At 56.9% G+C, this 13134-nt stretch carries 9 protein-coding genes; 4 read left to right on the top strand and 5 right to left on the bottom strand.

All coding sequences use genetic code 11. The features are described from left to right. Positions 1–118: 118 nt before the first annotated feature. From FQ192_RS23925 to speC, 3 genes are read right to left on the bottom strand one after another with little or no spacing between them, the layout of a single operon-like run. Complete coding sequence (locus FQ192_RS23925; protein ID WP_149660762.1) at positions 119–1642, bottom strand: basic amino acid/polyamine antiporter; 1524 nt, start codon at positions 1640–1642, stop codon at positions 119–121. A 4-nt stretch (positions 1643–1646) separates the two neighbouring features. Then, positions 1647–3959, bottom strand: coding sequence for an Orn/Lys/Arg decarboxylase N-terminal domain-containing protein (locus FQ192_RS23920; protein WP_149660761.1), 2313 nt, complete (start codon positions 3957–3959; stop codon positions 1647–1649). Then, complete coding sequence (speC, locus tag FQ192_RS23915; protein ID WP_149660760.1) at positions 3956–6328, bottom strand: ornithine decarboxylase; 2373 nt, start codon at positions 6326–6328, stop codon at positions 3956–3958. Before speC ends, FQ192_RS23920 begins: the two co-directional genes overlap by 4 nt. Before the next feature lie 483 nt (positions 6329–6811). On the opposite strand from speC, the gene FQ192_RS23910 reads away from it, so the two are divergent. The 4 genes from FQ192_RS23910 to FQ192_RS23895 all read left to right on the top strand — a co-directional run bounded on the left by FQ192_RS23910 (position 6812) and on the right by FQ192_RS23895 (position 10543). Beyond that, on the top strand, positions 6812–7492 hold the full coding sequence (locus FQ192_RS23910) for a response regulator transcription factor (RefSeq protein WP_149660759.1): 681 nt from the start codon (positions 6812–6814) through the stop codon (positions 7490–7492). Further along, complete coding sequence (locus FQ192_RS23905) at positions 7470–8855, top strand: HAMP domain-containing sensor histidine kinase (protein WP_149660758.1); 1386 nt, start codon at positions 7470–7472, stop codon at positions 8853–8855. The genes FQ192_RS23910 and FQ192_RS23905 overlap by 23 nt, the downstream gene beginning before the upstream one ends. Positions 8856–8995: 140 nt before the next feature. Then, positions 8996–10180: a D-alanyl-D-alanine carboxypeptidase family protein gene (locus FQ192_RS23900; protein WP_149660849.1), complete on the top strand. Its 1185-nt coding sequence runs from the start codon at positions 8996–8998 to the stop codon at positions 10178–10180. 66 nt (positions 10181–10246) lie between these two features. Next, a complete protein-coding gene (locus FQ192_RS23895) occupies positions 10247–10543 on the top strand; it encodes a DUF6388 family protein (protein WP_149660757.1) in 297 nt (98 codons plus the stop codon). 43 nt (positions 10544–10586) lie between these two features. On the opposite strand, the gene FQ192_RS23890 is transcribed toward FQ192_RS23895, so the two are convergent. Further along, entirely contained in the window at positions 10587–11306 is a 720-nt protein-coding gene (locus FQ192_RS23890; RefSeq protein ID WP_149660756.1) for an ROK family protein, read from the bottom strand. Further along, entirely contained in the window at positions 11303–13132 is a 1830-nt protein-coding gene (locus FQ192_RS23885; protein WP_149660755.1) for a glycoside hydrolase family 15 protein, read from the bottom strand. Before FQ192_RS23885 ends, FQ192_RS23890 begins: the two co-directional genes overlap by 4 nt. Positions 13133–13134: the final 2 nt, after the last annotated feature.

Here is a 13134-nt window from a genome sequence, read left to right as displayed (position 1 = left end):
AAAGCTCCCGCTTGTGAGTTAGCCACCCTCTCTGAAGGCTGATCTGTTCGGCCCATGCCTCTTGCAAGGGCGACGTGTCAGTTGCCGTTTTTCGAATGGGTGTACGGTGCGACCTTACTCAAGGCGAATAGACCTGCGTCAGATGCCCGCTGAACAGCATCCACATCGCCAACACGCCAAGGACCACAAGCACCGCGGCAACAATCATCTCGACCTTTTTGAACACCGGCTCAGTCGGCGCGTGCTCTTTGCGAGCCCAGATGAAAACGAGGTTGCCAATGGCGAAGAACACTGCACCGGCAATCATGTATTCGAGGCCCGCCGCGTACACCAGCCAGAATCCGTAGACCGTGCCCAGCACGCTACTGACCAGCGCTGTGGTTCTGCCAATTTTTGCGGTTGGCGGGTAACTGCCATTGACCATGATTTTCCACAAGAAGCCGGTGGCACCAATGTAAGCCGGCAAAATCATCACGCCAGTGATGGAAAGCATCACGTTCCAGGCGTTGTTCGAGAAGAACATCAGAATCATCACGGCTTGCATAACGACGGTGGAAACCCACAGCGAAACAGAGGCCGAACCCTTTTTGTTGGTCACGGCGAACGCTTGGGGAAATGTCCCGTCCTTCGCCGCGGCCCAGGGCAGTTCTGCGACGAGCATCGTCCAAACCAGCCAGCAGGCAAGAACCGATATCAAGACCCCACCATTAACGAAATACTCGCCCCATTTGCCGACAATCGAGCCGAGAATCGCCGCCATGGACGGTGGCGAGATAACCGACAACTGAGCCTGGGTCATGATCCCAAAGGGCAGCACGGAAATAAGGACGTACAGTAGCAACGTAACGAAGAACCCCATCAACGTTGCTCGGCTCACGGTCTTGGCATCCGACTCGTCGGACATCACCACTGCGCCTTCTATGCCGATGAAGACCCACAGCGTCACGAGCATGGTGCTCTTGACCTGCTCCAGCAGGTTACCCAGCGGCTTACCACCCGACACGTTATCGCTTACATTGCCCCAGAAGTCGGTCGTGAACAGGCCTGCTTTCATCGATATCACGACAACGCCGAGGAAGACTGCGATCGGGACGAACTTGGCAATCGTGCCGATCACGTTAAGGGCCGACGCACTTTTGACGCCGCGTAATACGAGCCAGTTCAGTATCCAGAAGACGCTGGATCCGATCAAAATCGCCAACCACGTATTCCCGCCCTCAAAATAAGGAGGAAAGAAGTAGTTGAGTGTGTCCATCAGCAGTACCGCGAAGCCAACATTGCCGAAGGCGGACGAGAGCCAGTAACCCCAAGCGACCTGAAATCCGGCGAACTTGCCGAAGCCCTTACGCGAGTACATGTAGATGCCGGCGGTAATCTCAGGCTTGATGTCGGCAAGCACCTGGAAAGTTCGGGCCAGAAAGAAAATCCCGAGCCCGGAAACCAGCCAGGCGATAAGTACCGCGCCCAACCCGGCATGTTGTGCCATGTTCTGTGGCAGGTTGAAGGCCCCTCCCCCCACCATTGCGCCGATCACCAACAGGGTCATGGAGAGCATACCCAGCTTGTTCTTGGCGGGTACGTTCGTCGAAGCGGTTGAGGCGCCAGAATCCGGAATAACGCCCGCTGCTGTGGCTGCTTTCATGGGATCAATCCTCAGTAATACACAAAATCTGATAGCGGCCGCCGACGACTTCAACGCCATGCGTGTCATGGGAAAAGCCCGGCATTTCAGCATCAAATGCCTCGAGGGCTTTCAGGTAGCCGAGCATTGGGCCTGTTGCTATACCCATATTTTCTCCGGGCATCAGCAACGGTATTCCTGGGGGATACGGCACCACGCCGGTTGCAACGGTGCGACCCGCAATCTGGTCCAGTGGCAGCGACTCCACACGGTTGTTAACGAGGAGTTCGTACGCGCTGACCGGTGACAGGACGGGCACCGGCAATACCCCAAATGCCGCTGACATCAACTCGGTTGTCTTGTGCTTTTTCACCGCAGCAAACATCGCCTCAGCGAGGTCGCCGAGACCCAGCAGGCCGTACTGCTGAGGATGAGCGGCGACCAACGCCGGGATTGATAGCTCCAGTGGTGTGTTGGCGAGGACGTCTCGATGAAAACCCAGGAGCGCGTTAATCAGGGTTCCCCACTTGCCACGCGTCACCCCCATCGAAAAAAGGAAAAGACTGGTGAAGTCGGTGGTCTTTTCCACCACGATCCCTTGCGCGTCCAGGCACGCAGCGAGGAGTGATGCCGGAATGCCCGTTGCACTCAGCTTGCCGTCCCGGCCCATGCCAGGAGTGACCACCGATACTTTGATCGGATCGAGCATGCAGTAACCGTCCTCGAGATCGTCGAAACCGTGCCACGCTTCGCCCGGATGCAGCACCCAGGCCGCTGGATCGCATGCTAGACGTTTAGGGTCCGCCAAATGAAATGGCGTTCTCTTGTGCCCCGTGCCTTCATTGACGGTCTCCGGTTGCCAGGCATTGAAAAACCAATCGCCCTTCGCTGTGAATTCAGCGTTCAATCGCGCCAGCGTCTGACGAAAGGCAATCGCCTCAGCAATCGTTTCATCCGTGAGAGCCTTGCCGCCGGGACCGTCCATCATCGCCGCCGCTACGTCGTTTGAGGCAATGATGGCGTACTGCGGGGATGTCGAGGCGTGCATCATGAATGCTTCGTTAAAGCGTCCATGCGCAATTGGCCGGCGGCCGTCACGCACATGGATATAAGAGGCTTGGGAGAGCCCGGCAAGCAACTTGTGAGTCGACTGGGTCGAAAAAATCGTTGGCCCATCGGGACGGGGTGTCTTGGGGTCGCCACGCATCGCGTAACGCCCTGAATACAGTGGATTGAAACGTGCGTAGCCATACCAGGCTTCGTCAAAATGCAGCCGATCGACTGACTTGCCAAGCAACGTCTCGACCCGCTCGACGTCGTAGCACAAACCGTCGTAGGTTGAGTTCGTGATGATTGCGTGAACGGCTGAGGGGGATATCAGTTCGGTAACCAGAGGGTTGGCCGCAATGCTCTTGGCGACCGACGTGGCCGTAAGTCGTGATGCCGGGATGGGACCGATCAACCCCAGATAATTACGCACCGGCATCAGGTAGGTCGGTATCGCCCCAGACAACGTCATCGCGTGCTCGACAGACTTGTGGCAATTGCGATCACACAGTGCGATCTGGTCACGCGTCACGCTCGACATCAGAATCACGCGATTGGACGTCGAGGAGCCGTTGGTGACGAAGTAAGTTCGATCGGCGCCAAACACCCGCGCAGCGTTATGCTCTGCCTCCCCGATGGCGCCCGAGTGATCAAGCAAGGAGCCAACCTCTGCAACCGAAATCGACAAATCCGAGCGAAACAACTCCTCGCCAAAAAATTCCACAAAGGCGCGACCTGTCGGGTGCTTCATAAATGCGGTGCCACCCGCATGCCCGGGAGTGTGCCATGAGTATTCGTACTGGCCGGCGAAGCTGGCGAGCGCTTTGAACATCGGCGGCAGCAGCGTTGCGCGGTAGCGATCGATCGCTGCGACAATTCTGCCGCCAAGGAAACTCTTCGTATCCTCGAACAGCCAAACATAATCGTTGACCTGCGAGAGCACATCGGCAGACATTTCGCTCACCGAGCCGTTGGCGGCCAGTAGAAAGATCGGCAGGCGCTCTGAACGTGCACGCACCGCAGCAATAACGTGCCGGGCACTTTTGTGATCTTTTGAACCAGCAAGGTCCCAATCGACCAGTACTGCCTGTAATAGCGAATGCATACTGAGTTGGGCTATCGCGTCGCTTTCCGAAGTGGCGTCAATGACATCGATATCGCGATCTTTCAACGCGTCGATCAGCGCCGCTGTCGCGTGACGACCGGCACTCTCGGCGCCAGTACCGTTATGCACTACAAGCACCCGACGTCGATAGAGAATCCCGGGCACGTTCGGTGAGAAGCCGCTCATGTTGACTCCTGCACGACATAGGTGTGGAAAACAACGCGGCCGTCGACATCATCGGCATAAACGCCCTGTACCTCGAACTCGAAGCCAGGGAACCGATTGAACGCCTCTTCGAACACGAGAAAGTAGTCGAGCATCGGCTGCGCCCGATCGTCATACCGTTCGCCGGGTACAACAATGCCGATCCCAGGTGGATAAATGAGTGCCAGCGTTGCCGAAATACGCCCCTTGCACTCGGACAGCGGCAGGTAGTCGACGCGGTTGCCGACGAACGCCTCGGTGGCGTCGGCGACCGACATAGCCTGCTCTGGAAAGTGCTCGCCGCGAAAGCACAGCCTTTGCAGGGACGCGATGTCGTGCTTGCGGTAGAAACCATGCATCTCGTCGCACAGGCGCCGCAGCGTGTAACCGGCGTAACGCTGCGGATAGCGCGCAAGCGTTGTCGGCAGCACCGCTTCGAGCACCGCGTCTGTGTCGTACAGGTGCTTAAACGCCACCAGCCTGGAAATCAATGACCCGCACTTGCCGGCCTCAACGGCGGGAGTCAGCAGGAAGAGAATGCTATTGAGGTCGCATTTTTCCGGCACGATATTGTTCTCGCGCAGGTAGGCGGCCAACAGCGTCGCCGGGATGCCGGTATCGCTGTACTCCCCGGTCTTACGGTCGAAGCCAGGCGTGATCAGCGTCAGCTTGTTCGGATCAGTCATCGCCCAGTCCGGCGCCGCGTGCCGGAAACCATGCCAGCGAGCATCCGGGACCAGAGCCCAGCACGCGGGCTCGCGCGCAAGCACGTCGGTGGGGATATCCTCCCAGCGCACGCCATCAAGTAGCGGGCTGAACCTGGAATCTGTGATCGTCACCACATCGGGCACGAACGGATCGAAGAACCAATCACTGGCATCGCCCTTGGCAGTCTCCGCAAATTGGTGTTTTAACGTGCGTAGCTTTTTACGCGTTTCAATACCGATGCGGATCGCGTCGTCCCAAAGCACCAAGCCGTTGCGCCCCTTATGCATCTGAGCATCGACATCAAGGCTGGCAAACAGTGGATAGAACGGCGAGGTCGAGCAGTGCAGCATGAACATCTCGTTGAACCGTCGATGTCCGGTGCGTCGCGCTTGCCCCTTGATATGCTCGTCGCGCACATGAATTTGCGAGGCCTGCGAGAAGCCGGCCAGTTGCTTGTGAGTTGACTGGGTAGCGACGATGCCGGGACTATCGGCGTCGAGGTTCTCCAGCCCCATCGCAAAATGCCCGGCAAATAACGGGTGAAACTTCATGAAACCCGCCCACGCTTCGTCGAAGTGGACGTACTCACACAGGTGGCCGATTCGTTCGATCAGGCTACCAGTGTTATAGATCGTGCCGTCATAACTGCATTGCTCGACGATGGCCAGGCGGAACGGCCGCTCACGTTTCCATGCCTCTGGGTCGGTGACCAGTGGATGGTTGCGGATTTGCTCACGCAACTTCGTTTCGTCCAGTGCGTCGTAATCGATTGGGCCGATGAGGCCCTGTGGGTTGCGGTCCGTTTCGAGGTAAATCGGGATCGCACCGGCCAGTTGCAGCGCCCCTTGATGATTCGATTTATGGTTGTTGCGATCGAATAACACAAGGTCGCCACGCTTTAGCAGCGCCGCGGTCACGACCTTGTTCGACGTCGAGGTTCCGTTGAGGATGAAGTAAGTGCGATCGGCGCCAAAGACCTTTGCCGCCGCCATCTGCGCGGCAAGCGCCGGACCGACGTGTGTCAGCAGATCGCCCATTTCGGGCACCGAGTTGTCGATGTCGTTACGAAACACTGCTTCGCCCAGATGCTCGACAAAGAGACGTCCAGCCGGGCTGCGCCGGTAGAAAGCACCGCCCTGGTGACCCGGACAGGTCCACATCTGGTTGCCTTCGTAGTCGTAGTCCATCAGGGCACCGAAGAACGGTGGCTTTAACCCGGTGGCATAGCGCTCCAGCGCGAAAATCGTTTCCTTTGCCGAAAAGGCTGGCGTTTCATGGTCGAGATAGACGTATCCGGTGACCTCGCCCAACGGAACGAGTGATAGCGACTCCAGACCTTTCAATTCGCTCATCAGGTAGATGGGCGTATCAAGCCCGCGCTCATGTCTGATGGTGTTGATGAGCGCCTGAATCGCAGACTCTTCCGGGCCGTCGATAGACAGCAGAAAGCAACCGATCCCCATATCCGTCTCTGCCGCGACCTTGGCACCGGTCGGCGTGGGCACGACATCGGTTCGATAGTCATATTCGCCAATTGCGTCAATCAGGCGCTGGACGAGCCGCGCTTCGTTGCTTTCAGGTGCGTGAACGAACACGGGGCTGTATAGCAGGAAATGAAATAGCCTGTGGTAGGGAACCGACATGTCGATACCTCTAATCAAGTGGTAGTACTGCGACTCATGCCGTAGTCCTCGTACCTCACCTTTGACTATTCCCCACGTTCAAAATCAGGTCTGTACGCCACCCCACATACCTTGCTGTTAATTTTCATCAGCGGGCTGGCCTGCACGATTTCCAACTAATACTTACGTGCCTTATCACACAGACAACTCAACCGCCGGCTCAGTTAATCCTCGCTAGTAGTCTGTGCGGCCCATGTCGCGTAGGTACACACCAAGCCGAACGTCAGTAAAAAGAAAGCCAGATAAGGGGTCACATCTTTCATCCTTTCAGTGCGATTGATCCGTTGTTGTGGCGAATATATCCGTGCTTTAACTGGCGACGGGGTTAAGGTGGGTTAAGAAATATTTAATGTTCGGCGGGATCGTTGGTCACTAGGGTACGCCTGCATTGGCTGTCGACATTGCGCCGCAATTGCCCGAAAACAGGTACTAATGGAGGAAGTTATGAGTTGCGCACTGGTCATAGAGGACGACAAGGTGACGGCGGAAGTCATCATTGCTGAACTCCAACGCCATGGGTTCAGTTCAAGATGGGCCGCTACCGGTCGAGACGGCCTGGCCCTGGCGATTGCAGGAGGTTACGACGCCATTACCCTGGATCGGATGCTTCCCGACTTTGATGGACTGACGATTGTCAGTACGTTGCGTAGTCTGGGGATTAATACGCCCGTCTTGATGATCAGTGCGCTTTCGGATGTAGATGAGCGCGTCCAAGGGCTTCGCGCGGGCGGCGATGACTATCTGACCAAACCCTTTTCTGCTATCGAGATGGTTGCGCGTCTTGACGCATTGCTTCGGCGTACCAGTACCGATGCAAGCCATCCGCAACTCACTTACGGAAACCTGCGACTGGAACTGGTCGAGCACAAACTGTCTCGAAATGACGAACATATCCTGCTGCTGCCAACCGAATTCAAACTGCTCAATTACCTGATGCGCAGTGCTGGCCAACTGGTCACCCGCACCATGCTTTTTGAAGAAGTCTGGGGTTATCGATTCGACCCGGGGACTAACATCATTGATGTCCACATCGGTCGGCTGCGCAAAAAGCTGGAAGGCGCCGAAGGCACTCCCGCCATCCATACAATACGCGGTGCCGGTTATGTCCTTGCTGTCAAAGACTGAGAAATGGCGCTCGTCCGGTAGTCGACTGATCGGTTTCTACGCGCTGTTTTTTGTAGCGTGGGGTGCACTTTTTACCGGCGTGTTGTACTGGGAAATCTCCCACTATCTGGGAACCGTTGCAGAGCGAACATTACTGCAGCGTGCCCATTACTATCAAAAGATCGATGATGAAAAACTGGTGAAGGAACTGGCTGTCAGTGAAGCCTATTCAACGCCCGGTATCGATGCTTACGGATTGTTCACTTCCGATGGACAACACGTTGCCGGAGACCTGCTCAAACTTCGCTCCAGTCTGCCCGATGATGGCAAGGTTCATTATCTTGAGCGCGGACTGAGTATCGCACTACCCAACAAAGAAACCAGAAGCAGTTATGCGCTGTTAGCACGCCGCCCCGACGGGCATATTCTTATTCTGGCGCGTGACGGCGGCTCGATTTCTGCCGTGGGCGGGATTATTGAGCAGGCCTTGATGTGGGGTTTTTCGTTAACACTGATTCCCGGGTTAATTGGCTGGCGTTTGTTGCGACGCCGACCGTTGCGTCGTGTCAAACGCTTGCAGCTTTGTACGGAAAGTATCGTTTCAGGCAACTTGGCGGAGCGTTTACCCTTGTCAGCCCGCCGTGATGAACTGGATATGCTGGCAAGCGCCGTGAATACAATGCTCGACCATATCGAGCAACTGATGCATGAGGTCAAGAGTGTCTGCGATGGCGTTGCCCATGATTTGCGAACGCCACTGACACGGTTGCGTGCAAGGCTTTATCAACTCCAACAGTTGCCTCTGGACAGTGATCACCAGCACACATTGAATCAGGCCCTTGAGGAAAGCGAATCAATCATGGTGCGCTTTCAAGGACTGCTTCGAGTCGCCGAGCTCGACGATATCCGTCGCTGCTCGGCCTTTGCTCCTTTTCCGATCATGGCGCTGTTGCAACAGGCACATGAGTTTTATGAACCTCTGGCGCTGGATCGTTCTCAGACTCTTTCCCTGGAAATTACCGATGACTTGCCCAGATTGTATGGCGACTCATCGTTGCTGTTCGAAGCGCTGGTCAACTTACTGGATAACGCCATCAAGTTTGCGCCAGTGGGCGGGCATATCACATTGCGCGGTAGCATCAAGGATTCAACAGTCATCATCGAGGTTGCCGATGATGGGGCCGGGATTCCCGAGGCGGACCGTACACATGTCATTCGCAGGCTTTATCGAGGGGAAGCTAGCAGCATGCAGCCCGGCCACGGCCTCGGATTATCGTTGGTCGCTGCCATTGTGAAACTGCATGGCTACTCGCTGGATATCCAGCCCGCCGCCTTCGGTCTTGGCACCCGTGTTTTGATTCATTGCCCGATGGTTTCCGACTGATCTACGTCCTTATCGGAGACCGAACATTAAATTTAACTTAATCCAGCTTAATTTGAGCCCCCCTGCCCTGGGGGCTAGCTTGGCGGCACTTTCTGCTGCCCCAAGGTCTTTTGCTTGTGAAATACCTGTTGTTCCTGCTCATGCTCACTGCTCTCTGTGTAACAGCGCCGCTCGCCTGGGCTAGCCCTGCTCTGGCTGACAATAACACTCAAGGGGCCATGATCCCTGCCGCGCCGAAGCTTGGCGCCAAAGCCTGGATACTGGTCGATGCTGAAACGGGTACCGTCATTACCAGCCACAACAGTGATATGCATCTACCGCCAGCCAGCCTGACGAAAATGATGACCGCATTTGTCACCAGTCGTGAGATCAAGGCCGGGCGTATGAGCGCTGATGCCATGGTCACGGTCAGCGAAAATGCCTGGCGTACCGGCGGCTCACGCATGTTTCTTGATCCCGGCAGTTCGGTCTCGGTTCACGACTTGCTTAGTGGGGTGATCATCGACTCGGGGAATGACGCAAGCGTTGCGCTCGCCGAACATGTGGCCGGAACGGAAGGCGTCTTCGTTGGGATGATGAACTCGACCGCGACTACTCTGGGGATGGCCAACACACACTTCATGAATTCCACAGGGTTGCCTGAGCCAGAGCATTATTCATCTGCCCGGGACATGGCAACATTGGCTCGCGCGATCATCAGTGAAGGTAGTGATTACTACGGGCTATACGCCAAAAAACACTTCACCTGGAATGGAATACGCCAAGCCAACCGCAACCTACTGTTATGGCGCGACGCAAGCTTCGACGGTTTGAAAACCGGCCATACCGAGGCGGCTGGCTATTGCCTGGTGGCTTCGTCCCACCGAAGCGGGCGACGTTTGATCAGTGTGATTTTCGGCGCTAGCAGTACCCTAAAGCGCACAGCAGAAACAGAAAAACTGATGGGTTACGGCTTTCGCTTCTACGACACTCAAACCTACAAAAAAGCCGGGGAAATTCTCACGTGGTCTGCGCTCTGGAAAGGTAAAAATCGATCGCTCGCTCTGGGATTACTTGACGACATGACCCTCACCTTGCCCAAGAATAAAAATCGGGATTTAGAGACACGCATAGAGATTGATGGACCGCTCGAAGCACCTATCGCTATGGGCACCGTCCTTGGAAAACTGGAACTGTACGATGCTGGAAAAAAACTGGGGAGCCGGCCCTTGATAGCACTTGAGGACGGTGAGCCAGGCAGTTGGTGGACACGCTGGTGGGATACGGTGCATTTGTTTTTTACTCAAATGATTCTCGGTTGGTTCGAGGAGACTGAAACTGCCTGACGATGGTCGATCGTCATACCACGCCAAGGCAAAAATCCTGGACGTCTCACAAGACTGGAAGAACTGATGAATTCAGATGATTTACGAAGAGAATTAGCGCTCTCCAAATTTTTCAACGGCGACTCATCGCTCAATGATGCTGTCCAGGGACTGAGTCAAGACGAAAAAAAAATGTGTATTGAGTCAGCCTTTGAACAAGAGGCTATACGTCTGGGAATAGAGGTGTGGGAGTTGACGCTTACACTGATATCTGAATCTCCCGAAGAACTGAAATGCCTGACCATGGAGTTCCATCGTGAAGTCGCAGAAATGGTAGAAATGGACTGGAACGATTATTGCCACCTGAATGGGATAAACGATTAATCGCGCTTATCCCTGCCGCTTTGATGCAATGCCGAACTCGCGGTCACGAAAGATCCTTATAAGCGCTTGGTGACTTGGCCGGCGGCGACGTGTCCCACAGGCGAAACCCGCCCACAAAGGCCGCCGCGTTATTGCCCAATCGGCTTCGGGGTGGAAGTGTCTTGAGCCGGTCGGCCTGTCCGCCGCCGATGACGATTTCGTCGGGCATCAGTGCCGCGCAAAAGCCTTCGACGACGGCATGTACCTTGCGCCGCCATTTCTTCTTACCTAGGCGCTTGTAGCCGCGTTTGCCGAGCAGATCTTCATAATCATGCCGCTTACTACGCCGCAAGTGACCAAGCTCCATCGCCACGATATGCCCGTCCAAAATCAGCGCGGACCCCAGGCCGGTGCCCAGGCCCAGGAACAGCATTTTACCGCCCCGATAGCTGCCGAGGGCCTGCATTGCCGCATCGTTGACGATACGTACCGGCAGGCCGAACGCCTCCTCGAAATCGAAGCCGACCCACCCTGGCGCCAAGTGGTGCGGCTCCAGCGCCGGGGCGCCCTGAGTGACGACACCGGGGTAGCCGATCGACAGCGCATCGAAACGCCAGTCGGCGGTAATCTTGAGTATCCCGGCGACCATCTGCTGCGGTGTGAGTTTTGGCCCGGATTTGAACTTGCGCCGAGTCGTCTCGCCACTGAGCAGGCATTTGATGTGTGAACCGCCGACATCGACGACGAGGATCTTCGGTTGAACTGACTTTCGCGGAGTGCTCATGGCACTTCCTTAGCGGTAACCGGACGCTCGCCTTTGCGGCTCGATTCATCGATCTGATCCGGCGCCAGCGAAAGCAGGTGTGCGGTGTTTACCAGCGCCATGTGGCTAAGCGCCTGCGGGAAATTGCCTTGCATGTGACCACTCCGGGGATCGAATTCCTCGGCCAGCAGGCCAACGTCGTTGCGCAACGCAAGTAGGCGTTCGAACAGCGCTTCAGCCTCGACGCGACGGCCGATGACAGCGAGGCAATCGGCTAGCCAAAAACTGCAGGGCAAAAAGACACCTTCGCCAGGAGGAAGGCCATCGACACTCGTCGCGGTATCGACTCGGTAGCGCAACACCAGGCCATCAACGACCAGTTCCCGTTCGATCGCGGCGATCGTGCTCTTCACACGGGGATCGTCCGGCGGCAAAAAGCCCACCAGTGGAATCAGCAGCAGGCTGGCATCGAGCGCCGTGCTGCCGTAGTACTGAACGAAGCAGTTGCGCTTCACATCGAACCCCGCTTCGCACACCTGCGCGTGGATCTGGTCACGGGTACGACGCCAGGCCTCAACCGGACCTTCCAGGCCGTAGCGTTCGACGGCCTTGACCCCGCGGTCGAAGGCGACCCAAGCCATCACCTTGGAGTGGGTGAAGTGGCGCCTCGGCCCACGGACCTCCCAGATGCCTTCATCAGGCTCTTGCCAATGACTGTCGAGGAAGTCCAGCAAGGCTCGCTGGATGTCCCAGGCATGCGGGAGCTGCACCTGCCCTGCCGCGCGCGCCAGGTGCAGGGTGTCCATCACCTCACCATAAACGTCGAGCTGGAACTGTTCAGCCGCTGCGTTGCCGATGCGAACCGGCGCAGCCTGCAGATAGCCGGGCAGCCAAGAGAGTTCTCTCTCTTCCAGCCGGCGCTCGCCGGTCACACTGTACAGAATCTGCATGTCGGCCGGGCTGCCTGCCACGGCGCGCAGAAGCCAGCCGCACCAAGCCTCCGCCTCGCCGGTGTAGCCGGCGAGCAGCAAGGCGTTCAACGTGAAGGTCGCGTCGCGCAGCCAGCAATAGCGGTAGTCCCAGTTGCGCACACCCCCGGGGTGCTCCGGCAGTGAGGTGGTTGGCGCCGCCACGATGCCGCCCGTGGGCTGGAAGATGAGCGCTTTGAGCGTTAGCAAGGAACGCAGCACCGCTTCCTGCCAACGGCTCTCGAAACGACAGTGCCGTGACCAGTACTGCCAGTGGTGCTCGGTCTGCACAAGCGTGCTTTCAGCGTCGATGACCTGTTGAACGGGCTCGTGTGACGGCCGGTAGTTGAGCACGAAAGGTACACGTTCACCGGCGCCAACCTCGAAATCGGCCCGCGTAGTCATTTGCACACCGCGCGTGTGCACCGGTGTATGCAACTCGATCGTGTCTGGCCCGGCAGTCGCGAACAGCGTACCGTCGCTCCGACTCACCCAGGGAACAATGGAGCCATAGTCGAAACGAATGATGAGTTCCATGTTCATGGCGACGCGTCCCCGCAGGCCCACGACGATGCGTAACACGTCCCACCGCTCGTCTGACAGCGGCATGCAGTCGATCACGCGCACGGCACCCGACGCTGTCTCAAAGTCTGTTTCCAGGATCAGCGTGCCTTCGCGGTAGCGACGACTCACTTTCGTGGCTTCATCGCGTGTCGAGATCAACCAGCGACCGTTCTCTGGGCCACCTAAAAGGGCGGCGAAGCAGGCGCCCGAGTCGAAACGAGGCAAGCATAGCCAATCAATCGAACCATCGCGGCCCACCAGCGCAGCGGTGTGGCAGTCACCGATCATCGCGTAATCTTCAATGCGCAAGGGCACGA

Source organism: Pseudomonas sp. ANT_J12 (assembly GCF_008370045.1).
In the GTDB taxonomy this organism is placed as follows: domain Bacteria; phylum Pseudomonadota; class Gammaproteobacteria; order Pseudomonadales; family Pseudomonadaceae; genus Aquipseudomonas.
The sequence above is the reverse complement of the archived record's forward strand: the minus strand, read 5'-3'. Positions and strand labels throughout refer to the sequence as shown.

Bases quoted from the DNA above. Each gene is read 5' to 3' on its own strand.
- FQ192_RS23925 (WP_149660762.1), bottom strand. From the start codon at position 1,642: ATGAAAGCAGCCACAGCAGCGGGCGTTATTCCGGATTCTGGCGCCTCA.
- FQ192_RS23920 (WP_149660761.1), bottom strand. From the start codon at position 3,959: ATGAGCGGCTTCTCACCGAACGTGCCCGGGATTCTCTATCGACGTCGG.
- speC (WP_149660760.1), bottom strand. From the start codon at position 6,328: ATGTCGGTTCCCTACCACAGGCTATTTCATTTCCTGCTATACAGCCCC.
- FQ192_RS23910 (WP_149660759.1), top strand. From the start codon at position 6,812: ATGAGTTGCGCACTGGTCATAGAGGACGACAAGGTGACGGCGGAAGTC.
- FQ192_RS23905 (WP_149660758.1), top strand. From the start codon at position 7,470: ATGTCCTTGCTGTCAAAGACTGAGAAATGGCGCTCGTCCGGTAGTCGA.
- FQ192_RS23900 (WP_149660849.1), top strand. From the start codon at position 8,996: ATGCTCACTGCTCTCTGTGTAACAGCGCCGCTCGCCTGGGCTAGCCCT.
- FQ192_RS23895 (WP_149660757.1), top strand. From the start codon at position 10,247: ATGAATTCAGATGATTTACGAAGAGAATTAGCGCTCTCCAAATTTTTC.
- FQ192_RS23890 (WP_149660756.1), bottom strand. From the start codon at position 11,306: ATGAGCACTCCGCGAAAGTCAGTTCAACCGAAGATCCTCGTCGTCGAT.